General features: G+C 56.7%; 23 protein-coding genes and 1 tRNA gene. 15 read left to right on the top strand and 9 right to left on the bottom strand.

The genetic code is table 11. From position 1 onward, the window contains the following. Positions 1-5: 5 nt before the first annotated feature. Complete coding sequence (locus MICA_RS01860) at positions 6-533, top strand: dihydrofolate reductase (RefSeq protein WP_014101972.1); 528 nt, start codon at positions 6-8, stop codon at positions 531-533. On the opposite strand, the gene MICA_RS01855 is transcribed toward MICA_RS01860, so the two are convergent. Then, on the bottom strand, positions 486-1601 hold the full coding sequence (locus tag MICA_RS01855; protein ID WP_014101971.1) for an Mrp/NBP35 family ATP-binding protein: 1116 nt from the start codon (positions 1599-1601) through the stop codon (positions 486-488). The genes MICA_RS01860 and MICA_RS01855 overlap by 48 nt on opposite strands. Positions 1602-1709: 108 nt before the next feature. Here MICA_RS01855 and hflK point away from each other — a divergent pair, with 108 nt between their 5' ends. From hflK to MICA_RS01820, 7 genes are all read left to right on the top strand, one after another. Continuing rightward, positions 1710-2918: an FtsH protease activity modulator HflK gene (gene hflK / locus MICA_RS01850; RefSeq protein WP_014101970.1), complete on the top strand. Its 1209-nt coding sequence runs from the start codon at positions 1710-1712 to the stop codon at positions 2916-2918. 12 nt (positions 2919-2930) lie between these two features. Next, a complete protein-coding gene (gene hflC, locus MICA_RS01845) occupies positions 2931-3890 on the top strand; it encodes a protease modulator HflC (RefSeq protein ID WP_014101969.1) in 960 nt (319 codons plus the stop codon). A gap of 12 nt (positions 3891-3902) precedes the next feature. Next, on the top strand, positions 3903-4106 hold the full coding sequence (locus MICA_RS01840; RefSeq protein ID WP_014101968.1) for a DUF2065 domain-containing protein: 204 nt from the start codon (positions 3903-3905) through the stop codon (positions 4104-4106). Between the two features lie 87 nt (positions 4107-4193). Next, a complete protein-coding gene (locus MICA_RS01835; RefSeq protein ID WP_014101967.1) occupies positions 4194-5816 on the top strand; it encodes a DegQ family serine endoprotease in 1623 nt (540 codons plus the stop codon). Beyond that, positions 5809-6759, top strand: coding sequence for a tRNA (adenosine(37)-N6)-dimethylallyltransferase MiaA (miaA, locus tag MICA_RS01830; protein ID WP_014101966.1), 951 nt, complete (start codon positions 5809-5811; stop codon positions 6757-6759). The genes MICA_RS01835 and miaA overlap by 8 nt, the downstream gene beginning before the upstream one ends. 97 nt (positions 6760-6856) lie before the next feature. After that, complete coding sequence (locus tag MICA_RS01825; protein ID WP_014101965.1) at positions 6857-7279, top strand: hypothetical protein; 423 nt, start codon at positions 6857-6859, stop codon at positions 7277-7279. Between the two features lie 5 nt (positions 7280-7284). Continuing rightward, positions 7285-7776: an OsmC family protein gene (locus tag MICA_RS01820; protein WP_014101964.1), complete on the top strand. Its 492-nt coding sequence runs from the start codon at positions 7285-7287 to the stop codon at positions 7774-7776. Here MICA_RS01820 and MICA_RS01815 read toward each other — a convergent pair. Next, positions 7746-8225: a hypothetical protein gene (locus MICA_RS01815; RefSeq protein ID WP_236619941.1), complete on the bottom strand. Its 480-nt coding sequence runs from the start codon at positions 8223-8225 to the stop codon at positions 7746-7748. The two genes, MICA_RS01820 and MICA_RS01815, sit on opposite strands and share 31 nt — an antisense overlap. A gap of 102 nt (positions 8226-8327) precedes the next feature. On the opposite strand from MICA_RS01815, the gene MICA_RS01810 reads away from it, so the two are divergent. Further along, complete coding sequence (locus MICA_RS01810; protein ID WP_041793733.1) at positions 8328-8729, top strand: flagellar basal body rod protein FlgC; 402 nt, start codon at positions 8328-8330, stop codon at positions 8727-8729. A gap of 225 nt (positions 8730-8954) precedes the next feature. Then, positions 8955-10208, top strand: coding sequence for a hypothetical protein (locus tag MICA_RS01805; protein ID WP_014101959.1), 1254 nt, complete (start codon positions 8955-8957; stop codon positions 10206-10208). A gap of 6 nt (positions 10209-10214) precedes the next feature. Here MICA_RS01805 and greB read toward each other — a convergent pair whose 3' ends face one another. Together greB and MICA_RS01795 are read right to left on the bottom strand one after the other, a co-directional pair. Further along, a complete protein-coding gene (greB, locus tag MICA_RS01800; RefSeq protein WP_014101958.1) occupies positions 10215-10769 on the bottom strand; it encodes a transcription elongation factor GreB in 555 nt (184 codons plus the stop codon). A gap of 14 nt (positions 10770-10783) precedes the next feature. Beyond that, complete coding sequence (locus MICA_RS01795) at positions 10784-11014, bottom strand: SlyX family protein (RefSeq protein WP_014101957.1); 231 nt, start codon at positions 11012-11014, stop codon at positions 10784-10786. Positions 11015-11159: 145 nt separating this feature from the next. Between MICA_RS01795 and MICA_RS01790 the strand changes: the two genes are divergently transcribed. Beyond that, positions 11160-12620, top strand: coding sequence for a helicase HerA-like domain-containing protein (locus MICA_RS01790; protein WP_014101956.1), 1461 nt, complete (start codon positions 11160-11162; stop codon positions 12618-12620). A 44-nt stretch (positions 12621-12664) separates the two neighbouring features. Here the strand turns inward: MICA_RS01790 and MICA_RS01785 are convergent. From MICA_RS01785 to MICA_RS01775, 3 genes are all read right to left on the bottom strand, one after another. Then, a tRNA-Thr gene (locus tag MICA_RS01785) sits at positions 12665-12739 on the bottom strand. 98 nt (positions 12740-12837) lie between these two features. Further along, entirely contained in the window at positions 12838-13677 is an 840-nt protein-coding gene (locus MICA_RS01780) for a hypothetical protein (RefSeq protein WP_014101955.1), read from the bottom strand. 145 nt (positions 13678-13822) lie between these two features. Beyond that, positions 13823-14449 (bottom strand): TetR/AcrR family transcriptional regulator, encoded by a 627-nt coding sequence (locus tag MICA_RS01775; protein ID WP_014101954.1) that lies wholly within the window; start codon positions 14447-14449, stop codon positions 13823-13825. Between the two features lie 328 nt (positions 14450-14777). Here MICA_RS01775 and MICA_RS01765 point away from each other — a divergent pair, with 328 nt between their 5' ends. The 4 genes from MICA_RS01765 to MICA_RS01750 all read left to right on the top strand — a co-directional run bounded on the left by MICA_RS01765 (position 14778) and on the right by MICA_RS01750 (position 20036). Next, on the top strand, positions 14778-15992 hold the full coding sequence (locus MICA_RS01765) for a secretion/conjugation apparatus DotM-related subunit (RefSeq protein ID WP_014101953.1): 1215 nt from the start codon (positions 14778-14780) through the stop codon (positions 15990-15992). Positions 15993-16040: 48 nt separating this feature from the next. Next, positions 16041-16622: a hypothetical protein gene (locus tag MICA_RS01760; protein WP_014101952.1), complete on the top strand. Its 582-nt coding sequence runs from the start codon at positions 16041-16043 to the stop codon at positions 16620-16622. 80 nt (positions 16623-16702) lie between these two features. Next, positions 16703-19285, top strand: a complete 2583-nt coding sequence (locus MICA_RS01755; RefSeq protein WP_014101951.1) for a TraM recognition domain-containing protein — start codon at positions 16703-16705, stop codon at positions 19283-19285. Continuing rightward, complete coding sequence (locus tag MICA_RS01750) at positions 19266-20036, top strand: hypothetical protein (protein WP_041793731.1); 771 nt, start codon at positions 19266-19268, stop codon at positions 20034-20036. The genes MICA_RS01755 and MICA_RS01750 overlap by 20 nt, the downstream gene beginning before the upstream one ends. Before the next feature lie 3 nt (positions 20037-20039). Here the strand turns inward: MICA_RS01750 and argS are convergent, their stop codons facing one another. Then, positions 20040-21806, bottom strand: coding sequence for an arginine--tRNA ligase (argS, locus tag MICA_RS01745; RefSeq protein ID WP_049782159.1), 1767 nt, complete (start codon positions 21804-21806; stop codon positions 20040-20042). Positions 21807-21887: 81 nt separating this feature from the next. Continuing rightward, positions 21888-24350, bottom strand: coding sequence for a DNA topoisomerase (ATP-hydrolyzing) subunit B (gene gyrB, locus MICA_RS01740; protein WP_041793730.1), 2463 nt, complete (start codon positions 24348-24350; stop codon positions 21888-21890). Between the last annotated feature and the right edge of the window lie 230 nt (positions 24351-24580).

Genomic DNA, 24580 nt, shown 5'->3' with positions numbered 1-24580 from the left:
ATCACATGAGCAACGAACCCGTTATCTGCGCCATCGCGGCCATGGCCAAAAACCGCGTGATCGGGCGCGACAATGCGTTGCCGTGGCATATTCCCGGCGACATGCATCATTTCAAATCCGTGACGTCGGGCAAACCGGTTGTTATGGGGCGCATGACGTATGAAAGTTTGGGCCGCCCGTTGCCGGGCCGCACCAACATTGTCATCACATCCAACCGTGATTACCGTTTTCCCGCCGCGCACCGCGACGGCAAAAACCCGCCGATGATGGCCTTCACCATCGATGCCGCCATTAACGATGCCATCAATGACGCGCACCGCCGCAATGTGGATGAAGTGTTCGTGATTGGAGGCGGCCAGATTTATGAGGCCGCGATGCCGCGCATTCAACGGCTCTATCTGACCATCGTGGATTTGGAGCCCGAGGGCGATGCGTTTTTCCCGGCCATCAATATGGATGAATGGACGGAAACCGCCCGCACCGAATTACCCGGTAACCCGTCTTGTGTCATCCTGACGCTCGAGCGCAATTGACGCCATAACGTCGCGCGCCAGTGCACGATAGCTTTGCGCTTCGGCCAGACCAGGTCGCGCGGAAACAACGGGCGTTCCCGCATCCGATAACATACGAATCTCGGCCTGCAACGGAATGTCCGCCAGCAGTGGCACATTCATTTTTGCGGCTTCATCCCGCGCACCGCCATGGCCGAAAATATCGGTGCGGGTGTTGCAGCCGGGGCAGCAGAAATAGGACATGTTTTCGACCAGCCCCAGAACCTTCACGCCCACCTTTTCAAACATGGCGATGCCCTTGCGTGCATCGATCAAGGCGATATCCTGCGGCGTCGAAACAATCACAGCACCGGACAGCGGCACCTTCTGCGCCAACGTTAATTGCGCATCACCCGTGCCCGGCGGCATGTCGACGACCAGAACATCCAGTTCGCCGTCACTGCCCGCCCAATCGACATCTTCCAGAAACTGGCGGATGGCGGATTGGATCATCGGGCCACGCCAGATCATCGGCGATGACGCATCGACCAGCATGCCCATCGACATGGCCTTCACACCGTGCGCGATATGCGGGATCAGTTTTTTCGTATCGGCATCCACCACCGGGCGCGGCGCGTTTTGCAGGCCCAGCATCATCGGTACGCTGGGGCCGTAAATATCGGCATCCATCAACCCGACCTTCAACCCATCCATCGCCAGTGCGACGGCCAGATTGACGGCGACAGTGGATTTGCCCACGCCGCCTTTGCCCGATGCCACGGCAACAATGTGTTTGATGGGTAGTTTTTCGCGTAAGGGGGCCGGGCCCTTTTTCATCGATGGCGCGGGGCCTTCGCGTTCGGCGGTCAGCACCGCCGTCACCTTCTTCACCCCAGCAATGGCGGCGACGGTTTTTTCCGCCTGCATGCGCACGGCTTCCATCGCGCCCGCCTGCACCGGATCAATCAGGATCAGGAACAGCACGTCGCCGCCGCGCACCTGTAATCCAGAAATGCGATTGGCGCCAACCAGATCCAAGCCCGTTGCCGGGTCAATCACGGTGCGCAGCGCATTCAAAATTTCGTTTTCCGGAATATTCTTCTGAATCATGGCAAACCCGTATTCAGTACCTGTTGCGGTTGCTTTCCCGCGGAAAAAAGCTATTGTTAGAGGGCTTTTTAAAGCGCATCAAGATTTTTCAGAAAAAAGGACCAGCCCATGCCCGGCCCGAACGATCCGAACAACAATAATCCCAATAAAAATCCGTGGGGTAACCGCGGAGGCGGATCCGGTGGCGGCGGCCCGCGCAACCCATGGGGCGGCGGTCAGGGCGGTGGATCGGGGCGCGGCCCCGGTGGCGGTATGGGCGGCGGTGAAATTCCCCCGGACCTGGAAGAATTGCTGAAAAAAGCACAAGCCAACCTGCGCCAGGCCTTGCCTGGTGGTTTCGGCCCGACAAAATTCATCGTTCTGGGCCTTTTGGCCGGAGCGGCCTTGTGGCTGAGCAGTGGCTTTTATTACGTCACGCCCGGCGAAAACGCGGTCATCACCCGTTTTGGCGCATGGAACCGCACACAAACGGAACCGGGCCTGGGCTATCGCCTGCCCTATCCGGTTGAGGAATCCACCGTTCTGAACGTCACCGTTGACCGCCGTGTGCAAATCGGCTTCGTCGATGCGATGGGCCGCGAAGGCACAGGCAAGCGTGACATTCCGGAGGAAAGCCTGATGCTGACCGCCGATGCCAACATCGTCGATCTGGACCTGGTCGTTCTGTGGAACATTGAAAATGCCGAGAACTATCTGTTCAAAATCAAGGACCCGGATGCGACGTTGAAGAAAGTCGCCGAAAGCGCGATGCGTGAAGTGGTCGGCCAGACCAATTTGCAGCCCATCATCACCGGCAACCGGAATGAAGTGGCCACCCGCGCCCAGAAAATTATGCAGGACACGCTGAACGCATATGAGTCCGGGATTTCGATCAAACAGGTCGTTATTCAGGAAGCCACCGTTCATCCGGACGTACTGGACGCCTTTGAAGATGTCGTCGCCGCCATTCAGGATGCTGAACGCTTCCAGAACGAGGCCAATATCTACCGCAACGACATCATTCCGAAAGCCCGCGGTGAAGCGCAACGCATGTTGCAAGAAGCCGAAGGCTACCGCCAATCCACCATCGCCCGCGCCGAGGGTGACGCCGAACGGTTTAACTCCGTTTATCGTGCCTATCTGGAGGGCAAAGATGTCACGCGTGAGCGTATGTATATCGAAGCGATGGAATCTGTTTTGAAAAACGCGCAAAAAATCATCATGGACAAGGATGGATCGGACGGCGTTGTGCCGTATCTGCCTCTGAACCGGATTGCGCCCGCTGCTGGTAATGCCACGCCGGATGCCGCGCCCGCCAAAACGACCGTTACACCGTAATCACAGGATAGAATGACCATGAAACCCTCCCACGCCGGTGTTTTGATTGCCTTGGCTGTCGTCGTAATGGGCGCAGCCCTGTCCGTGTTCACGGTTCGTGAAACCGAACACGCGATTGTTCTGCAGTTTGGCGAACCCAAACGCGTGATTTCCGAAGCTGGTTTGCATTTCAAACTGCCGCTGATCCAGAACGTGCGTTATTTCGACAACCGTATCCTGAGCGTTGATCCGCAAACCCAGCGTATGAACTTGTCCTCCGACAAATCCAGCCCGCTGCGCGTGAAGGATGAGGATCTGGAGATTTCCGACGAACAGAAAGAAGCGTTGGAAAAACTGACCACCGAGGTCAGCGGTGAACCCATCAATGTTGAAGCGTTCGCCCGCTATCGCATCGTTGATCCGCTGTTATTCCTGCAGCGTATGGTGACCGAAGATGTCGCCGAACAGCGCATTCGCGCTGTGATGGAGGGGGCAACCCGTGACGTTCTGGGTCAAACCACCCTGCGCACCTTGCTGTCATCGCGTCGATCGACCGTGATGAATGAAATTCGCGACCGCGTGAACACCGCCATGGCCGATCGCGGCGTTGAGATTGTCGATTTCCGCATCGCCAAGGCCGATTTGACCGACACGCTGCGCACATCGACGGTCAGCCGGATGATCACCGAACGGAAAGAAAAAGCCACCGAAACCCGCGCCACGGGTCAGGAGCTGGCCCAGCAGATCCGATCCAAAGCCGACAAGGAACGCGCCATCATTCTGGCCGAAGCGGAGAAGGATGCCCAGATCGTGCGTGGTCAGGGCGATGAAACCGCCATCAAGACCTATGCCGCCGCATTTAACAAGGACAAGGATTTCTATGCCTTTACCCGATCGCTGGAGGCGTACCGCAATACGCTGGGCGATCCGGCGACACAGCTGATCCTGTCCCCGGATGGTGCGTTCTTCCGTTATTTTAACAACGCCCCATAAGGCTATAGCGTCGTGGATTTTGCGGCCTATATCCTGACCGCTTTCTGCCTGATCTTTGTGATCGAAGGGCTGATGTACGCCCTGTTCCCCGATATGGTCCGGCGCATGATGGCCATGGCCATCATGTTGCCCGTGCAACGCCTGCGCCTGTTCGGCGCGATTATGGCCATCAGCGGATTATGCCTGATATGGATAATCCGGGGGCTGGCGGGGTAATCTCTTTCCACCCTCGCCATTGACCTGCCGCACGGCAACGCCTAATTTTAGTGCAGGATTTTTCACACCCCTTCGATGAGGATGACCATGCGTACCACGCTTCGTCTTGCCGTACTCTGCGCCCTGATGGGCACCAGCCTGACCCTGTCGGCCGCCGCATTCGCAGCAGGCCCCAGCGGCGCGATCAACCCCAGCGTCAAGACCCCGACGTTCAGCGGCCCAGCCAGCCTGGCGGATGAGGTTGAAGTCTTGCTTCCAGCTGTCGTGAACATCTCTTCAACCCAGCGTGTGCAGGTGATTGAAGATATGCCCGACATGCCGCACTTCCCACCCGGATCCCCGTTCGAAGATTTCTTTGAAGAATTCATGGGCCAGCAACAGGGTGAAAATGGTGCACCGATGGCCCCGCCCGCCTCGCTCGGCTCCGGCTTTATCGTCGATGCGGAAAAAGGGTATGTCGTTACCAACGCCCACGTTATTCAGGACGCGGACGAAGTGCGTGTGACCCTGCATGACGACACCACCATGCCCGCCGAAGTTCTGGGCAAGGACGAAAAAACCGATCTAGCCTTGTTGAAAGTCACCACAACGAAAAAACTGACCGCCGTGAAATTCGGCGACAGCGGACAAATGCGCGTGGGTGATTGGATCATCGCCATCGGCAACCCGTTTGGTCTGGGTGGTACGGTGACCACGGGGATTATCTCCGCCCGCGCCCGCGACATTCAATCGGGCCCGTATGATGATTACATTCAAACCGATGCGTCGATTAACCGCGGCAATTCCGGCGGACCGATGTTCAATTTGAACGGCGAAGTGATTGGCATCAACACCGCCATTTATTCCCCAACCGGTGGGTCCATCGGTATTGGCTTTGCCATTCCGTCGAACCTTGCCCGCCCGGTCATTGACCAATTGGCCAAATACGGCAAAACCCGCCGTGGCTGGATGGGTGTTCGTATTCAGGAAGTGACCGAAGACATTGCCGAAAGCCTGGGTTTGGACAAAACCGGCGGTGCCTTGGTGGCCAGCCTGACCCCGACCGGTCCGGCGGAAAAAGCAGGATTGAAACAGGGTGACATTATCCTGAAATTCGATGGCAAGGATGTCACCGCCATGCGTGGCCTGCCCCGCATCGTCGCCGAAACCGAAATCGGCAAGGATGTTGAGGTTGAGTTCTGGCGCGAAGGCAAAATGAACAAAACCACCGTCATGGTTGGTGAGTTGGAAAAGGCTGAAGAAACCGGCCTGCTCTCCGATGACCCCAGCGTTGAAACGCCAGAGAAAAAAGGATCGGGCGTAACGGTGGATTCCGTCGGCCTCACCTTCTCCGCGATCAGCAGTGAACACCGCACGGAATTTAACATTCCGAACGATGTGACAGGCGTGATCATCAGCGCCGTTAAACGCGGATCGGAGGCGGCGGAAAAAGGCTTCATGGTTGGCGATGTCGTCATAGAGATCAACCAGCAGCCCGTCAGCGACGCGCGCGATGCCGCCACACTGATCCAGGCCGCCATTGACAGCAAACGGAAAAAAATTCTGTTGCTGATCAGCCGCGAGGGCAACACGCGCTTCGAAGCGCTGGATCTCGACCGCAAGCCCGTAACCTCGGAAAAGAAAAAAGACCGGGTTGAGAAAACCCCGAAGCAGGACGCTCCGATCGAGGAAACGACCGACGCAGAGAAGGACGATACGACCGTTGAATAAACAGCGCATCGTCATTATCGGCGGACCCACGGCCAGCGGCAAATCGGCGCTGGCCGTTGCGCTTGCGCAAAAACTGGACGGCGTTGTCATCAATGCCGATTCCATGCAGGTGTACGACGCCCTGCCCCGCCTGAGTGCGCAGCCGGATAGCGACGACCAAGCGGGCATCCCGCACCGCCTCTACGCCGCGCTGCCCCCATCGGACATCTGCAGCGCCCAGATCTGGCGTAAAATGGCATTGGAAGAAATTGCCAAGGCCGCATTAAACGGCAAAACCCCCGTCATTGTCGGCGGTACCGGGTTTTATATGAAAGCCCTGACCGACGGGATGTCGCCCATGCCGGATGTTCCGGTGGCCGTGCGCAACCGCGCCATTATGATTATCCGCAGTGAAGGATTGGCCGCGTTGCAGGCCGATCTGGCGCGACGCGACCCCGTGATGGCCGCCCGCCTGCACATGAACGACACGCAACGTATCACCCGCGCCTGGGAAGTGATCGAGGCAACAGGCAAAAGTCTGGCCGATTGGCAATCCGCCCCGGCGGAGCCACCACCGGCGCATTTAACGTTTGACTTCATCGCCCTGACCCCGCCGCGCGATTGGTTGCGCGAACGGTGTGCTTTGCGTTTTCATCACATGATGGATCGCGGCGTGATGGACGAAGTGGCGCAGTTGCAGGACCAGATTGACGCGGGTACCGTGGCCGAAACAGCCCCGATTACCAACGCACTTGGGTTCCGCCCATTGCGCGCCCTGATGCGTGGGCGGTTGCCGCGCGACATCGCGATTGAGCGATCCATCAACGAAACCCGCCAGTACGCCAAGCGGCAAGAAACATGGTTCCGTCACCAGATCGCCGCCACCGGCGCAGTGCGCGCTTTGCACCGGCTGGACATGCCGGATGCCGACCAGTTACCCGCATCGTTCTGGGACGGGCCCTAACCACCCCCCTTACAGCTTCGTATTTTCACACCCTCCTGTCCGCGCTAAACTTAACGCAGACCGATTCGTTTTCTCATTTCAAAATCAGGATAAAATTATGAAAACAGCCATTCGCTTTATGCTTTTGACCGCCTGCGCCCTGACTCTGACGGGGTGCGTTAACCGTGAACAGGCTGATGCGACACTGGCCAAGGGATGCGCGGCGGGCGTGGCTTCGCTGCTGCCGGAGGGCACAACGCTGGGCGACGTCCGAAAATCCGAATTCTCCGCCTCACCGGAAGGTCCGAATACACGCCACGTTGCCATCACCGCCGTGACCATGGACGGATACCTGGAACAGGAAGCGACATATGAATGTATTTTCGAAGAAAGCTTCGGCTTCATGAATGCCAGCCACACGGCCTCCATTTATCAGGTGCGCGTGAACGGCCAAATCTACGGCAAGTCCGGCAACCAGATTCAGGGATCGTTCGATGATTTCGTGAAACTAACCGACGCCATCCGCAAAGCGATGTACTAAGCATCATGAGCACACGCCCCGTTACTGTCCATTCCACCGGTGAAGGCCGCTACGTTCAAGCGATTGAATGCGGCCCGCACCGTTTGATTGCCGATGAAGATCGCAATGCGGGCGGAAATGATCGCGGCCCCGATCCGTATGGCTTCCTGATGGCCGGACTGGGCGCATGCACATCGATGACATTGCGTATGTACGCGGATATGAAGGGCTTGCCCCTCACTGGGGTTGATGTTGAATTGACGCATGAAAAGGTTGAAGTGAACGGCGAAAAGCGGGATCGCTTTACCCGGGAAATCGTCCTGCACGGCCCGGCCTTAACGCGCGGTGATCGTGAAAAATTGATCGAGATTGCAAATAAATGCCCCGTGCATCGCACACTCAGTTCACAGGTCATCATTGAAACGACCGATGTCGAACCCAATAAAAAACGCCGGATACAATCGCGTTTTTTATTTATCAGTATTCATTACTGGATCTGCAATCCATGCGCGGTGTAAATACCAACCGCTTTCTTCGTCCGCCAATCATACAGCATGAACATGCCATCGGGCTTGGACGCCGTGATCTGATACACCTCATCCACCGTGCGGGCGACGCGGCGTTTATCGAAGCCGGAGAGGTGATAGAAATTCGGACCGACCTCCAACACCGGAACATCGTCATCCACATATTGATCGCTCAGAATTTCAGCGGAATAAAATCCCTTCAACAAATCCTGTGTTGAACCTTTTTGCGCAACCCAATCGGCCGGCTTCCAGATTTTGCGGTCCCACTGGGTGTTGTGCGGGTCCTTGCCATTTTCCAGATAGGGTTCGAAATCCATGTTCTGCCAATGGGACGGCCACCAGCCCCAGATGGTTGGTTTTGGTTCGGCCTGCGCCGGCAGGGCCATCATCAGGCCCGCAGCGAACACGGCGGAAAGCAGGGCTTTATTCATATATTTCATGGTGTTAATAACCCCAAAAGGATCATAGGAATGGATCAGGCGGACACAGCCCAAATGTGAAAATTCAGGCCTTTGTTAATGTAATTATGGTACAGTGAAAATATGATTAAGGCCATACAGATCGCGTTATCCGGATTAAATGCCGCATCCACACGGGTGAACACGGCCGCGAACAATATCGCCAATATGACCAGCGGCGGCGCGGTCAAGGGCGGAAACGGCCCCGCGTCCTACACCGCCCAGACGGTTCAGCAGGAAGCGAATGGGGATGGCGGCACATCCACCACGGTCGTTCCGAAAAACCCGCCCTTCGTTCCGTCCTATGCCCCGGATTCCCCGTTCGCGAACAGCGAAGGCATCATCGGGGCACCGAATGTCGATCTGGCCGAAGAAGCCGTGAATTTGACCCTGGCCGAAACCACGTACAAGGCCAACATCAAAACCATCCAGACCGCATCCGATATGATGGATGAATTGCTGGATGCGTTTGATAAGCGTGTTTGAACCGCGCCTGTAACGCCTCCTCGATCCCCCCACAAACCCGCATCCCCGTGAAAACGGGGATCCACGCAAATGCCAACACCCCGCAATGGATTCCCGCTTTCGCGGGAATGCCGGGACGGGCGCGCATTTCGCACCGCAACACCGCAATTCACGGTTTACGCCCCCGCATCCCTGCGCTACGCTTCCCTGCATAATTAAAAAAGACAACAGGGATACGCCCTCACAATGACTCTTCCGACCGATTTCGAATCTGGCCGCCGTGACGGTTTTTTGCAAATCCGTGTTTTGTTTGACATTGATATTGGCGAAGTCGCATCGACCGCCGTTGTTGATTTCACTGGCCCCGGCGCGAAGCAGGATGTGTTAAGCCCGCTGATCCAGATTTGCCGCCGTCTGACCAAAATGCATATGCGCGCGGTGAATGATGCGCTGGTCGCACTGGAATCCGGCCATTCCGTTTATGCCATTACCGGGCAAAAATCCATTCCGACATACCGCGCCATTGTGGATGGCGATTACAACGCCGGCATGTTATCGGCGGCGGAGGATATGGTCGTCCTGCTCGCCACCATCAACACGGCCAAAGTCTTCACACCGCCGACACTGGCCCCCAATGCCACAGACGGCGTAAACCCGTTGATGGATGTGGATTTCAGTAAAATCTGCGCCTACAACCACGCGCTTCTGACCGACAGCCTCTTCATGCGTATTCATGAGCGCATCATCGCCAAAACCCCGAAACCGGCGGCCATCACATATGACGATGGCATGAATAGAAATGGGGGCGAAGATGCCCCGCGCAAACGCACCCTCACCGAAATGTTCATGACAGTCTTACGCAACCAGCGCCATTATCTGGACCGTTTCGGCATGCGCCGCGATAAAATGACACCATGCTGGCCCCCGTTACAGGTCGGCCCCGCCGCCCTGATTCCGCCGACACCAGTGCAGAACAAAACCTCGACGCAAACCCCCGCTCCCATCCCGGTCCCGCTTATGACGATGGATGATGCCACGCTGGACCAGCCCAATAACGGCATGGGCTATGCGGCGGGGTTCAGCTTTGGCCTGAAACTGCTCTACAACATTTTGCAGACAAAGCACTTTAACGCCCTGGCGTCTACACGTGGTTATGCCGACAATGTCGGCAACGACACCCCGCTGGGAAAAATTATCGCCACGGTCGCCACCCAGGAATTTTCAATCCTGCGCGATACCCTCCGCGAACGCATGAACAATCCAACCGCCCAAGGCCCCGGCACCTCCAACAGTGACGGGATGACGGGCGCATTGCACTGGACCTTGCGTGAAATAAACACATTGAAAACCGACACCGCCCGCACCCGCCATGCGGATTTAACCGACGACGCCTGGGCCTATGTCGTTGAAACCATCCACCCGTTCTGGATGAAGGCGGCGCAGGACAGTATCACGCAAATGACCAAGGATAAAAAAACGGGCATGGATCCACACCCGTAACGCGGACTAGTCCAACAGGTACGCAATATCCAAAATCTCAATCACCTCGGACCCGGCATCCGTGCGCACGGTGACTTCGTCGCCCACTTGGCCTTTCATGAGCGCGCGGCCCACCGGGCTTTGCCAATTGATTTTGCCGTGGGTCAGGTCAGCCTCGTCCACGCCAACCAATTTGACGGTCAGTTCCGTGCCGTCTTCACGGGCGTAGGTGACGGTAGCGCCGAAGAACACGCGGTCAAGGCCCTGTTGTTTTTTCGGGTCGACCACTTCGGCATCTTCGGTGCGCTTGGTGAGGTAACGAATGCGGCGGTCAATTTCGCGCAGGCGTTTTTTGTTATACAGGTAATCGCCATTTTCCGACCGATCGCCATTGCCTGCGGCCCATGACACGATTTCGGTGATACGCGGGCGTTCTTCGCGCAGCAGGAAGCGCAATTCGCTGGCCAGCGTTTCATAGCCCTCGGGTGTCATGTAATTTTTAACGCCTGCGGGCAGGGCGTCAATTTCATCGCGGTCTTCATCGTCCGCACCGTCGGTTTCTTTGGTGAAGGCTTTGCTCATTTACGTCGTCCTGATTAGTAATGCGGCGGAATATCCAACGCGGCCTGTTCAATTGAACTGAGGCCCTCGCGTTCACCATCCGGCGTGGCGGCTTCCAACGCCTTCACCCGCCCCAGCGCCATATTCAAATCGCGGCGCAGGCGGTCGATTTCGCCCCATTGGCGTGTGATCATGTCATTCAGGTCAGCAATCTGCCGATCCTGATGCGCCATGGCAATTTGCAATTCTTCGATTTTTGAATCCATCGGCTCGCGCCATCCTTCTTTTTGCTTACCCCTGTATTATAGCAGAAAAGCAGGTCAAACAACCGTGCAAAAACCCTTTCGGGCCGAGGCACAACGCCCTATAATCACGGCATAATTTTAAAAGGCCCCCTGCACCATGACCGACATGTCCCCGACCGATCTTTATCTTGGCGCCCGCTCCGACGACACGAATGTTCCGGAAGTTCTGCGCCTGAAATACGCCAACCGCCACGGCCTGATTGCCGGGGCAACGGGCACGGGAAAAACCATCACGTTGCAGGGCATGGCCGAAAGCTTTTCCCGCGCGGGTGTGCCCGTGTTTTTATCCGATGTGAAGGGCGATTTATCCGGCCTGGCGCAACCATCGGACATGCCGGATTTTGTGAAAGAGCGCGCCGAAAAAATTGGCTTCGCCACGCAATTCCGGGCCGAAGCCTTCCCCGTTGCCTTCTGGGATATATTCGGGGAGAAGGGTTTACCCCTGCGCACCACCATCTCCGAAATGGGCCCGGTGTTGTTGGCCCGTATTCTGGAACTGAACGATACGCAGGAAGGCGTGTTGAACATCGCCTTCCGTCTGGCGGATGACGAAGGATTGTTGTTGCTCGACCTGCAAGACCTGCAAAGCCTGTTGGTGTTTGTGGGGGAGAAGGCGAGCGAGCTGTCCCTGCAATACGGCAATGTCAGCAAGGCCAGCATCGGCGCCATTCAACGCAAACTATTGCAGCTGGACGATCAGGGCGGCGCGAAATTCTTCGGCGAACCCGCCCTCAACCTGCACGATTTCATGGCCATTTCGCCGGATGGGCGCGGCATGGTCAATATTCTGAATGCCGAAAAATTGATGCAGACCCCGCGCCTGTACGCGACCTTCCTGCTCTGGCTGCTGTCCGAATTGTTTGAGGATTTGCCAGAGGTGGGTGACACCGACAAACCAAAATTGGTGTTCTTTTTTGATGAAGCGCATTTGTTGTTCGATGACGCGCCCAAATCATTGCTGGATAAAATTGAACAGGTCGTGAAATTGATCCGATCCAAGGGCGTCGGCATTTATTTCGTCACCCAAAACCCCGCCGACATTCCCGAAGCGGTGTTGAGCCAATTGGGCAACCGCGTGCAACACGCCTTGCGCGCCTTCACCCCGCAACAGCAAAAGGACATTAAACTGGCCGCCCAAACCTATCGCGAAAACCCGGCCTTCAACGTGGCCGATGCCATCACGGAATTGGGCGTGGGTGAAGCGTTGGTGTCCACACTGGAAAAAAGCGGCCAACCCTCCATCGTGCAAAAAACCCTGATCCGCCCACCCTTCTCCCGCGTCGGCGTGGCCGATGACGCGGTGCGCACCCAGCGCATAGCGGGCAGCCCCCTGCACGCCAAATACGCCACCACCATCAACCGCGAATCCGCCGCCGAATTATTGCAAAAACGCGCAACAGAAAAAGCCAGCCAAGCGGAAAAGAAAACCCAAGCCACAAAATCAGCCCCGCGCAAATCCACCCGCCAAACCCCGACCGAAGCCTTCGTCAAATCCGTCGTCCGCACCATCGGCAACCAAGTGGGCCGCGAAATCATGCGCGGAATTATGGGGTCGATGCGGCGGTAAAAATACGCATTAAAAAACCCTCCCGCATGGGAGGGTTTTTTAAATGGTGCCGGCGGAGAGGATTGAACTCCCGACCTTCGGTTTACAAAACCGCTGCACTACCGCTGTGCTACGCCGGCGCGCCGTGAAGGGCGAACCCGGCCTTTATACCGGGGGGGATTTCGGTTTTCAATTGGGAAAATGACGCAATCCCCGGGCAAAAGGCGGATTTTTGGCCTTATGGGGCGTAATTGCGCCCGTGCCGCGTTTCCAGCGCATTGATCAGGGCGGCGGCCTTGGTGTTATCCAGATCCTCGTTCCCGATATAGAGGCCATAGACCCGGGCCCCGTTTTTTAACGCAAATCCGGCATCGGTTTCGGCATAGGCCGCCATCAGCGGCATGGCGGATGTGTTCGTACTGAAAGTGTGCGTCACGGAAACGGCGGTGGCGGAATTGATCCAGAACCGGGTCCGGTTGTTGGCGTGGCTGTGCGATATTAAAATCAAATAATCCGTGTTGGTGGACAGTGTCACGCCCGATGACACCGACGCGGCGCTGGCCCCGCGTTGCGCCAGATAGACGACACCGCCATTCACATAGGCGCTGCACCATCCGGCGGGGGCCGAATCCGGACCGCCATTAAACAACCGTTGCACACCGGACCAGTCCGCCCCACGCAATGCAAAGCCCAGCCAGAAATCGGCCCCGCCCGTTGTTTTACTGATATTTTGAAGGAAGGCCGTGTTGGCCCCGCTGGCCAGACGGAAATAATCACCACCATCCAATGCGAAATACGCCGCCGCATCCCCCGCCGTGCCGGTAAAGGTTGGATAAGTTGTGCCGGTCGCACCATCGCCGCGATAAAAATCATACGCGGTTTGCGCCGATCCATCCGCCGGGGCCGCGACCAGATTGGCCCATGTGGTTCCGCTTCCGCCATAACTGGCCGCCATGGTGGCGTCGAGATCCGCGACGGTGGAGGACAGAACCGCCTTTAACGACGGGTCCGTGGGACCGGGTTCGCCCCCCGTCCCAAAAAATTCCCCGCGCACACCATATCCAACCCTGCACAGCATCACTTCGTGCCCCCTGCTTTATTCCCGTTCGTGAACCAAAAGACGAAAGGGAGAGTAACAGGAATTAAATCCTATATCAAGAAAAAATTCCTATTGCGTGGGTGCAGCGTGAGCCCGGGCGGTGGCACCAGGCGTCAAAGATCCATTAACGTGCTAAAAAACCACGAATAAAGACGGGAACGACCAGATCGACCACCGCATCACGCTCGGCCTGGGTCAGCGGGCCGCGCACGCCCAGCATGCATTTCATGTGCTGATCCCCCTCCAGCATGCTGAAAAACAGGGCCGCGGCATCGACGGGGGATGGTACATGCATGCGTTTGCGGTCGTGCTGGTGTTGCAGATAGGCGGCCAGCATGTTGTGCGCCTTGCACGGACCACAATCGTAAAACCCCTGCCCCAGCTCGGGAAACTGCCGCCACTCGAAAATCACGGTGCGGTAGAGGGCCAGCGCTTCCTCATCATGGATCATTTCGATGAATTTGGTGGCCAGCGGGCGCAGCGCCAGATCCGGCTCCAGCGCGTGATCCAAAAGCCCTTCCATATTGGCCAGAAACGCCTCGCACCGTTGCATCACAACGGCGGCGAACAGGTCGTTTTTATCGCGAAAATGGGTGTAAAGCGTCGGTTTTGACACCGGGGCGGCCTCGGCAATGGCCTCCATGCTGGTCCCGGAATAGCCGCGCTCCAAAAACAGACGCGTGGCCGCCACCATGATGGCGTCACGTTTCGGGTTGAATTCGGTCACAGCGGCGCAGGCGGTTTCAGCCATTGGATCTGCCGGGCTCCATCAATTTAAAAGGGAATGGCGACTGTACCCATGACGGACGCGGATCACAAGAAAACTCTGCGCCTTACACCCAAGGGCTATGTTTTCATAAGGCAAGACGGGTTTCACAGGCCCCGCCTTGCTTTTTTATGGTTTTGGGCCGCGCGGGACTTGGTGAAAATTGGGTTTTTCTGCTATCCTATGAAGGGTTTGGGGTCCGTTCATCATCCGTGCCGAAGGGCGCGGTCCATGGGCTCTGGCTCCCCCGAGTTTACATACCAATTCACCATGTTTGCGCCCGCCCCAAACGGCGCACCTGACGGAGAGTGCTTTGTCCGATAAGGCTTCCAATACGACCAGCGAAAACGCCGTCGGCTATTCCATTCTGGCGGTGGTGTTCTTCTGCCTGTTCATCCTGTTCTGGTATTTCAACGAATACACGGTGAAGGACGCATTCCGCTGGATTCGCTGGGCGGAGATGTCGGTTGTGTCGCTCGTTGTTCCGGATGATTACTCGGTCAATTTCCAGGGGCAGGATTTTAATTTCAAGGAGGCCAAAGACGCGATCGCCACAATCCCGAAACGGGAATTGAACGCCTTGAACGTCAGCTATATCGGCACGATGTCGATGGCGCCGTTTAAATATATCTTCATCGCCATTCTGGCCGCGATTGCATTGTGGTGCCAGATGTATGGCCCCGGCACCAACAACCGCCGCAAACTGGATTTGAACGGATTGATCCGCGCGCAGGCGAAGAACTTTCCCGCTGTCGCGCCGTTTGTGAATTTCAACCCGTCCACGCAACCGCCGCGCCCGCCCGGATCGCCCGTGCCGTCTGAATTGCCCGCGTTTGCCGAAGCCTTGGGGCCGGAGGAATGGCTGGCCTACAACAACATTCCGATGCCGGATGGAAAAATTGACGAAGGTGCCGCGTATATGGCGTTCGCCCGTCAATTGGGCCCACGTTGGCAAGGATGGATGAAATTGCCGGATTACAAGCAGGTCTTGCTGGCGGCCTTCTGCCTGAAAGCATCGCGTAAACGCGCCGATGGTGACGCGATGATGGGCCGCATTGCGGCATGCTGGTCGTTTGAAAAGGGACTGCAACTGTCAAAGGACCGCAAGCTGGTCAGTGATGCCCGCAAGGTTTTGAAAAACAAAGATCTGGCCGGTCTGGTCCTCAGCCGTGCGAACCAGCACGCGTTCCATACGACAGCAATGCTGCGCGCCATGGCCACCGCCCGCGAAGAGGGTGGCGTTCTGGCCCCGGCGCAATTCGTCTGGTTGCGCGCGCATGACCGCACGCTGTGGTATCCGCTGAACAACCTTGGCCGTCAGGCCTTCCACATGGAAGGCTTGGGAGCGATGGCGCATTACAAGGCCGAAAAGATGACCCAACGCCCAATCCCGCGCCCGAAAGTCGAAGGCGCCGTGCAGGTGATCCGCGATTACATGGCCTCTGACCGTGCGCGACCGGTACCGCAACTGGATTACAAGGGCGGCAAGCGTGGCCTGAAAAAACCAAAGGGCAGCGGCAAGAAATAAACACCGCCCCAATACCAAAAGACTAGACACACAAAGGACGATGACACCATGAAATCGCTGTTCACCAATCTGACGGGTAATTATTCATCGACGGCCAGTGTTGTTGATGGCACGCTGATCCTGTCCTTGCTGGATGCCGTCACACCCACAGTGTGGCAGATGGAATTGGGTCATGCGCGCGCGTCCGCCCTGGAACTGCGCAAACAGGACGAAAATAATTTTATCCTGGTGCTAAAAACACCGCGTGGTGATGTGCATGACATCGCCCCATTCGACAACCGTGGCCGCGCCGTGGCCGCATTGCAGGCCGCCAGCCGCGCCATGGAACAGGCCCGCGGCCAATTGCGCCCCACCACCAACAACGAATATCGTAGCAACACCCTGCCCGCCTTGTACCAGACAAAGCAAAGCGATGGCGGTAAGGCCGGAAAAATCCTGACCGGCGTGATTGTCGCCGCGGTGATTGTGATCGCCATTAACGTTGCATTGACATCGGGCCGCACACTGGCACCCCAGACGGGCCGCAGCATGGCCACCGCGACAGCACAAACCACCCCGGCACCCACGGCACGCCCCGAATCCGGTGCGCCAATTTCGGCGGATGATTACCTGCGATCGCTGGGACAATAAAATTTAGAACACGCGTAAACGACAACACTGAAAAAGTAACGGCGCATTGCGCGCCACACTGAAGAAAGCCCGGACCGAAAATGGCCCTCGACACACGAAAGTACGGCAAGAAACATACCGACCTCCTGCGCGACACCCGCCCTTGGCTGGTGCGCGTTGCGGAATGGATGCGCAAGCCATCCAACTCGACCGCCATTTTCACCATGGCCGCGGGTGGTATTTATTTCTCACCGGGCTTCGCGGCAGCGGGCGACCTCGTCATGATTATGGCGCTGTTGTATTTCTGGTGGCTGAAAAAATCGGACCGCGCCATCGCGTTCAAATTGCCGATGGGTTCAAAATATCCGGATGCAAATAACAAAGGCCCGGGCCGCAGCGGCAAGGGCGAAGGCATTCTGTATCTGGGCAACATGGAAAAAACCAACGAAGAAGTATGGTTTACCAACAGCGACGCCCGCACGCACATCCTGTATCTGGGCACCACCGGTTCCGGTAAAACCGAAGGCCTGAAATCCATGGTGACGAACGCGTTGTCATGGGGATCGGGTTTCGTTTACGTCGACGGTAAGGCCGATACGGATTTATGGTCGTCCCTCTCTTCGCTTGTGCGCCGTTTTGGCCGTGATGACGATTTGCTGGTTCTGAACTACATGACCGGTAACTCGGACAGCCGTGCGCCGTCCAACACCATGAACCCGTTCAGCTCCGGTTCCGCATCGTACCTGACCAACATGCTGGTCAGCCTGATGCCGGAAGCCGAAGGCGACAACGCCATGTGGAAAGAACGGGCGGTTTCGTTGGTCGGCTCACTCATGCCGGCACTGACATGGAAACGCGCGCACCAGGAAATGCCGCTGTCGGTCAGCACCATTCGTGAATATCTGAACCTGAACAACGTTATCCGTTTGTCTCGCGATCAGGCTTTGCCGGACAAATTGCGCTCCTCCATTCGCGGTTATCTGGACACGTTGCCGGGTTATGTGGATGCCGCGTTTGATGATACGGGCCGCGAAAAACCGGCGGGCCCGGATCAGCCGATGATCGACACAACAACCGCACGCCAGCAGCACGGCTATCTGGCGATGCAGTTTACGCGTTCGCTGCAATCGCTGGGCGATGATTACGGGTACATCTTCGACTCGCAAGCCGCCGACGTTGAAATGGTCGACGTGGTTTTGAACCGTCGTATTCTGGTCGTTCTGATTCCGGCGTTGGAAAAATCATCGGACGAAACCGCCAACCTCGGTAAAATCGTTGCCGCAACATTGAAGGGCATGATGGGCTCGACGCTGGGCTCCACCGTTGAAGGTGAATCCGCCACCGTCATTGAAAACAAACCCACGCACTCATCAACCCCGTTCATGGTGGTGTTTGACGAGGTGGGTTACTACACCGCGCAAGGTATGGCCGTTATGGCGGCGCAGGCTCGTTCGCTCGGCTTCTGCCTGATTTATTCGGCACAGGATTTGCCCGCGCTGGAAAAACGCGTGAAGGAAGAAGCGCGTTCTATCACCGCGAACTGTAACATTAAAATCTTCGGCAAGCTGGAAGACCCGACCCAGACGAAAGAATTCTTTGAAAAAACCGTGGGCTCGGAACTGGTCATGGAAGCCTCCGGTTTCCAGCTGTCCGGTGACCGCAGTGTCGGCTCATACTACGACAACAAACAAGCGGGCCTGCAGATCCGTTCCAAAGCCAGCTATGACGGCTTGAAAGCATTTAAAGAAGGCCAGGCGGTTATTTCGTTTGGTACGGGCGTTATTGATACGGCGATTTTCTATTCCAACCCCGGCCACGCCAAGGCGATGCGCGTCACACGTTTCATGGCGCTGCCGCCAACGGATGAAACATTGCTGACCAACGCGCCATCCATCACCAAATTGCGCGATTTGATGGTTCATAAAACCTGGACCGCCTTGAAAGCCGACGTGCAGACAAAAACGCCGAAGGAAATCACGGCGATGAACACAACATACGAAGCCGCCCTGCCCGTACTGGGCGCGGGCGTTACGGCGGGCATGGCGGCCGTAGCCTCAATCGCCGTGATGAATGGTGACGCCAGCGTCAGCGGATCGGCCAGCGCCGGCCCGGCGGAGCGCATTCAGGCCGAAGCCACCGCCCAGATCACCAACCAACCCGCCGCGACCATGCCGCCACTGACCGCGACACGACCGGCGGATCCCGTCGCACAACAGCCGGGCTTTAACCCGATGCAGCAGATTTTGAAAAAATCGAAGGGTGATGAAAACCCGGCCCCCATGGCCGCCCCCGCCGAGACTCCTGTTGCCGCTCCTGTTACAGCACCGGCAAGTCAGGCCACGCCGATCACCCCGGAACAACCCGCTGCCCAAGCCGGTGGCAGCCCGATGGGATTCTTTGCCAAAGCACCGGGCAGCACCCCGGCAACCGAGCAAGTCGCGCCGCAAGCCCCGGCAGCTCCCGCACAGCAAACCCAAAGCGCTGTCGAGCGCCCGCTCAGCTGGGACGAATTGGTCGACGCCGCCGGCGATGGCTCCGCCCTTCCCGGCGCGCAAAATCCGCAACAGGCCGCACAAAATCAAAGCGCGCTGGATGCGGAAACGCAGGACATCCTGAAAAAAGCAGGCGAAGCCGCACGCAAAAACCTGATTAAAGGCAAGGACGATGGTGAAGCGGCTGAATAACACACGCCGCTCCACACGCCCCCGCTCAACCGAGGCGGGGAATGCGTTTTTTATTGTCCTGATTGGGGTCGTCCTGTTCACCGCATTGATGTTCACGTTCAGCCGTGGTGCGCAGCAAGGGGGCGGGAACATCGCCAACCGCCGTGCCGATTTATCGGCGACGGAAATTCTGGATTATGCCGCCAAATATGACCGCGCGGTTAATCGCCTGCTGTCGCGCAATTGTTCGGAAAGCGATTTGAATTTCGAAAATTCAACCATTACCAATTCCGATAACGCCGCCGCACCCGCCGATGGGCGTTGCGATGTTTTCGCCCCCAATGGCGGTGGTGTGTCTTTCACCCCCATCCCGCCGCAATGGTTGGATGACGAACATGATGATAAAGACGGGTACGGCCTGCCCATCTTCGGCAGCGACGCCCGCATGCTGGATATTGGTGGAAACGATGCCACGGATCAGGATTTGATTTTGTGGATCGGCTTCGTCAGTGCCGATGTCTGCACCGCCATCAACAAAAAATTGGGGGTCGACCCGATGCCGACCTTCGTCGATGGCCCTTATGCCGGGCTGTATTACACCGGGTCATTTAATGATACGTGGCAAGCGGAACTGAGCGAGCCCGGATTAAAGGCCGCATGCGCCCGGGAAACGAACAGCGACAACGCCTTCACCGACACAGCCAACGCACCGTCGGCGAGCCAGTCCATCGCCGGATCGTACCATTTTTATCACGTACTGATTGCGCGTTAGGATCTACATCCGTTCCGGAACATCAATGCCCAGCATATTCAGCGCCAGCTCAATATGCTTGAACGTCAGCGCGCTGAGAGCCAGACGGCTGGAGCGCAAGCCCGCATCGCTTTCCGACAAAATGTGGTAATTGCCGTAGAAACTGGAATACGCATTGGCCATGCGATAAACGAAATCGCACAGAACATGCGGCGTATAATTGCGCAGGGCCATCTCCACCGTTTCCGGCCATTCCGCCATCAACAGGATCAAGGCGCGCCCTTCATCATTCACCGTGATGGTATCCGCCGGTTCAAACCCTTGGTCCGCCGCTTTTTTCAGCAGGGATTTAATCCGCACCGCCTGGTATTGCAGATACGGCCCGGTTTTACCTTCGAAACTGGTGAAACGGTTCAGGTCAAAAATATAATCCGATTGCCGCTGGTTTTGCAGATCGGCGAATTTAATCGCGGCCACGGCCACCTGCAACGCCACCTTGTCCTTGGCCGCGTCATCCATATCCTGCGCGACATTGGCGGATTTCATTTGTTCGACCACGGCGTCCCGCGCCATGCCGATCATATCTTCCAACCGCATCACGCCACCGGCGCGGGTTTTGAATGGCTTGCCATCGGCCCCGTTCATCGTCCCGAATCCGGCATGGGTCAATTCGACATCATCGCGCACGATTGCACCAATACGCGCGGCCCGGAACACCTGTTCAAAATGCAGGGATTGGCGTTGATCGACGACATAGACAATTTTATCGGGGTTAAAATCCTTCACTCGCTCCACAATCGTGGCCAGGTCGGTGGTGCCATACATCACCGCCCCGTCCCGTTTATACAGGATCAGCGGCGGAATTTCCTTCTGGTCATCATCGGTCTTCACCGGAACGATGACAGCGCCGTTATCTTCGATCGCAATGCCGCGTTTGCGCAGATCATCAACCATGGGCGCGATATAGGGGTGTGAATCGGCCTCGCCCTTCCACAAATCAAAATGCACGCCGAGCAAATCATAATTGCGCTTCACGCCCGCAATCGACACATCGACGAAATGTTTCCACAGGGCACGGTAACCCGGGCGGCCATCCTGTAATTCCACGGTGGCCTGACGTGCGGCATCCATACGGGCCGGATCATCTTTGCACGCATTGGCCGCACGCGGATAAATCACCTCCAGATCGGCCATGGTGACCGGCGGTTCCGCCGGATACGGCCCGGTGAAATTCGCATCGAAATATGGCCATTCCGGATGATTGATTTCCAGTTCGGACAGGATCATCCCCATCGGGGTGCCCCAATCGCCCAAATGAACGTCGCCAATCGCCTTGTACCCGGCGAAAATCGCCATGCGGCGCAGGCAATCACCAATAATGCAGGGGCGCAAATGGCCGATATGCATGGCCTTGGCCACGTTCGGTCCACCATAATCCAGCACCATGGTTTTTCCAGTGGCATACGGCACCGCACCGAAACGATCATCGCCCTTCAAGCCCTCGGCAAAGCCGGACAGATAGGCGTCCGTCAAAACCAGATTGATAAACCCCGGCCCGGCAATTTCAATTTTCGCAAAAATCGGATTGGCGGACAGGCGCGCGGAAATCGCATCAGCCACAGCGCGCGGGTTTTTCTTCGCCGCCTTGGCCGCCATCATCGCGCCGTTGCACTGGAATTGCGCCAAATCGGGGCGGTCGGATACACGCACCGCGCCCATGGCCGCATCCAGCCCCTCAGCCACGAATGCATCACCAACGATTTGAGAGAGTGTTTGAATAAGAGAAGTCATGATTTTAACCACGAATAAACACGAATGAACACAAATACGACAACCATTCGTGTCAATTCGTGTTCATTCGTGGTTTTTGTTTTAAACGTCTAGGTTGGATACTTTCAGCGCGTTGTTCTGAATGAACTCACGACGCGGTTCAACCACGTCACCCATCAGGGTCGAGAACAATTCATCGGCCTTCTGCGCGTCTTTAATCGTCACCTGCAACAGGGTGCGCACCTCCGGGTCCAACGTGGTTTCCCACAATTGTTCCGGGTTCATTTCACCAAGACCTTTATAGCGCTGGATCTGCAGACCCTTGCGGCCATATTCCTGCACCGCAGTGTGCAGGCTCATCGGGCCATTGATGGTGCAGATAACCTTGCCTTCCTTGGTCACAAAATCGGCTGATTCAGAGAAGTTTTCACGCAGGAAATCAATCACACCAGCCAGACGATAGCCCTCGGCCCCGCGAACCTGTTCCGCCGGAATGCGAACACGGTCGGTCACGCCGCGCAATGTGCGTGTGGCCATATAACCGCCCACCGGGGTAAATTCGACTTTCCAGCCTTTTTCTCTTGGCCCGGCGATCGCGTTCAGGCGATCCGCCATGGCGGCACAGATTTTGCCAGCCAGTTCCGCATTGGCAAACACGTTTTCATCAAACGCACCGGCGATTGCGGCCTGTTCAACCACATCATCATTGCCGATCCGTTGCGCCAGCGTGTTGATCGCGTTGCGGACCGTGCGGGACCGCACCATCAAATCACGCAGATCGTTACCGCCGCGCGCCGACGGGCCAGCGCCCAGAACGACATCATCAATCGCCGCATCGATCAGATAGTTTTCCAACGCGGCTTCATCTTTCAAATACACTTCGCTGGAATTGCCGCGCTTCACTTTAAACAGCGGCGGCTGGGCGATGTACATATACCCGCGTTGGATCACTTCCGGCATGTGGCGGTAGAAGAACGTCAGAAGCAACGTCCGAATGTGCGCACCGTCGACGTCCGCGTCAGTCATGATAACAATTTTGTGATAGCGGATTTTATCGATGTTAAATTCATCTTTAATCCCGGTCCCGAGCGCAGTAATCAACGTGCCCAATTCCTGGCTGCCGATCACGCGATCGAAACGGGCGCGTTCGACGTTCAGGATTTTACCACGCAACGGCATAATGGCCTGGTTCCGGCGGGACCGGGCTTGCTTGGCCGAACCACCAGCCGAGTCACCCTCGACAATGAAGATTTCGGATTTGGACGGGTCGCGTTCCTGACAATCGGCCAGCTTGCCCGGCAGGGTGGAAATATCCATCACACCTTTGCGGCGGGTCAGATCACGGGCCTTCCGCGCGGCTTCACGGGCGGTGGCGGCCTCGATCATCTTGCCGACGACCTTTTTGGCCTCGACCGGGTTTTCACCCAGCCAGATGTTCAGATATTCACCCACGACCGATTCAACAACCGGGCGCACCTCGGATGAAACCAATTTATCCTTCGTCTGGGATGAGAATTTCGGGTCCGGCACCTTCACCGACAAGACGCAGGTCAAACCTTCGCGCATGTCATCGCCAGTGATTTTCAGGTCTTTTGCCTTTTTCAGCAGACCTTCTTCCTCGGCATATTTTGACAGCACGCGGGTCAGGACGTTACGGAAGCCCTGCAAGTGCGTACCGCCATCGCGCTGCGGAATGTTGTTGGTGAAGCATTGCATGGTTTCATGGTACGCATCGGTCCATTCCATCGCAACTTCGACCGTGATGTTGTTTTCTTCGGCGCGCATATACACCGGCTTTTTCGCGATCGGTGTTTTGTTGCGGTTCAGATAGTGAACGAAGCTTTCAATCCCGCCTTCGTAGAAAAATTCGGTTTCGCGCGGCGCGTCGCCACGGTTATCGCGCAATGTAATGCGCACGCCAGAGTTCAGGAACGCCAACTCACGCAAGCGATCTTCCAACGTGGTGAAATCAAATTCCGTCATGGTAAATGTTGCGGGCGAAGGCAGGAAGGTCACTTCCGTACCATTGCGTTGGCCCGGTTTCATGTCGCCCACTTCTTTCAGCGGCGCCTCGGCCTCACCGTGGCGGAAGCGCATGAACCATTCTTTGCCTTCGCGCCAGATGCGCAATTCCAGCCATTCGGACAACGCGTTCACAACGGATACGCCAACGCCGTGCAAACCGCCGGAGACTTTGTACGAGTTCTGGTCAAACTTACCGCCCGCGTGCAATTGCGTCATAATGACTTCGGCGGCGGACACGCCCTCTTCCGCGTGGATACCAACTGGAATACCACGACCATTATCACGAATGGTGGCGGACCCGTCGGCGTTCAGCGTCACGATCAGCAAATCGGAATGCCCGGCCAAGGCTTCGTCGATACCGTTATCGACGACTTCGTACACCATGTGGTGCAAACCCGATCCGTCATCGGTATCACCGATATACATACCCGGGCGTTTGCGCACGGCATCCAGACCCCGCAAAACCTTGATCGAATCTGCGGAATAATTTTGGGCGGCGTCGTCGTTGCTCATGATGTTCTTTTGGGCCGGTTCGCTCATGGGTCGCGGGTCCATTGGCTCTTTTTAAAGGTTATGACAATATCGTCTTTTTCTCCCCTGCAAGCACCTGAAAAAGCGCAGAAATTCGGGGTTTTTGACGTGGTCTGGTTATAGCATAAGCCATCCCCAAATACACCCGGAATCAACAGAGTTTCACCCCTTTTCCGGGGGTTTCTCGGGATGAATTTTTTCATTTAATTTCAGTAAATTAAGATGGTTTTGGCGGCACT

The organism is Micavibrio aeruginosavorus ARL-13 (assembly GCF_000226315.1).
Classification (GTDB): domain Bacteria; phylum Pseudomonadota; class Alphaproteobacteria; order Micavibrionales; family Micavibrionaceae; genus Micavibrio; species Micavibrio aeruginosavorus_B.
This window is presented reverse-complemented; position numbering and strand designations above follow the sequence as displayed.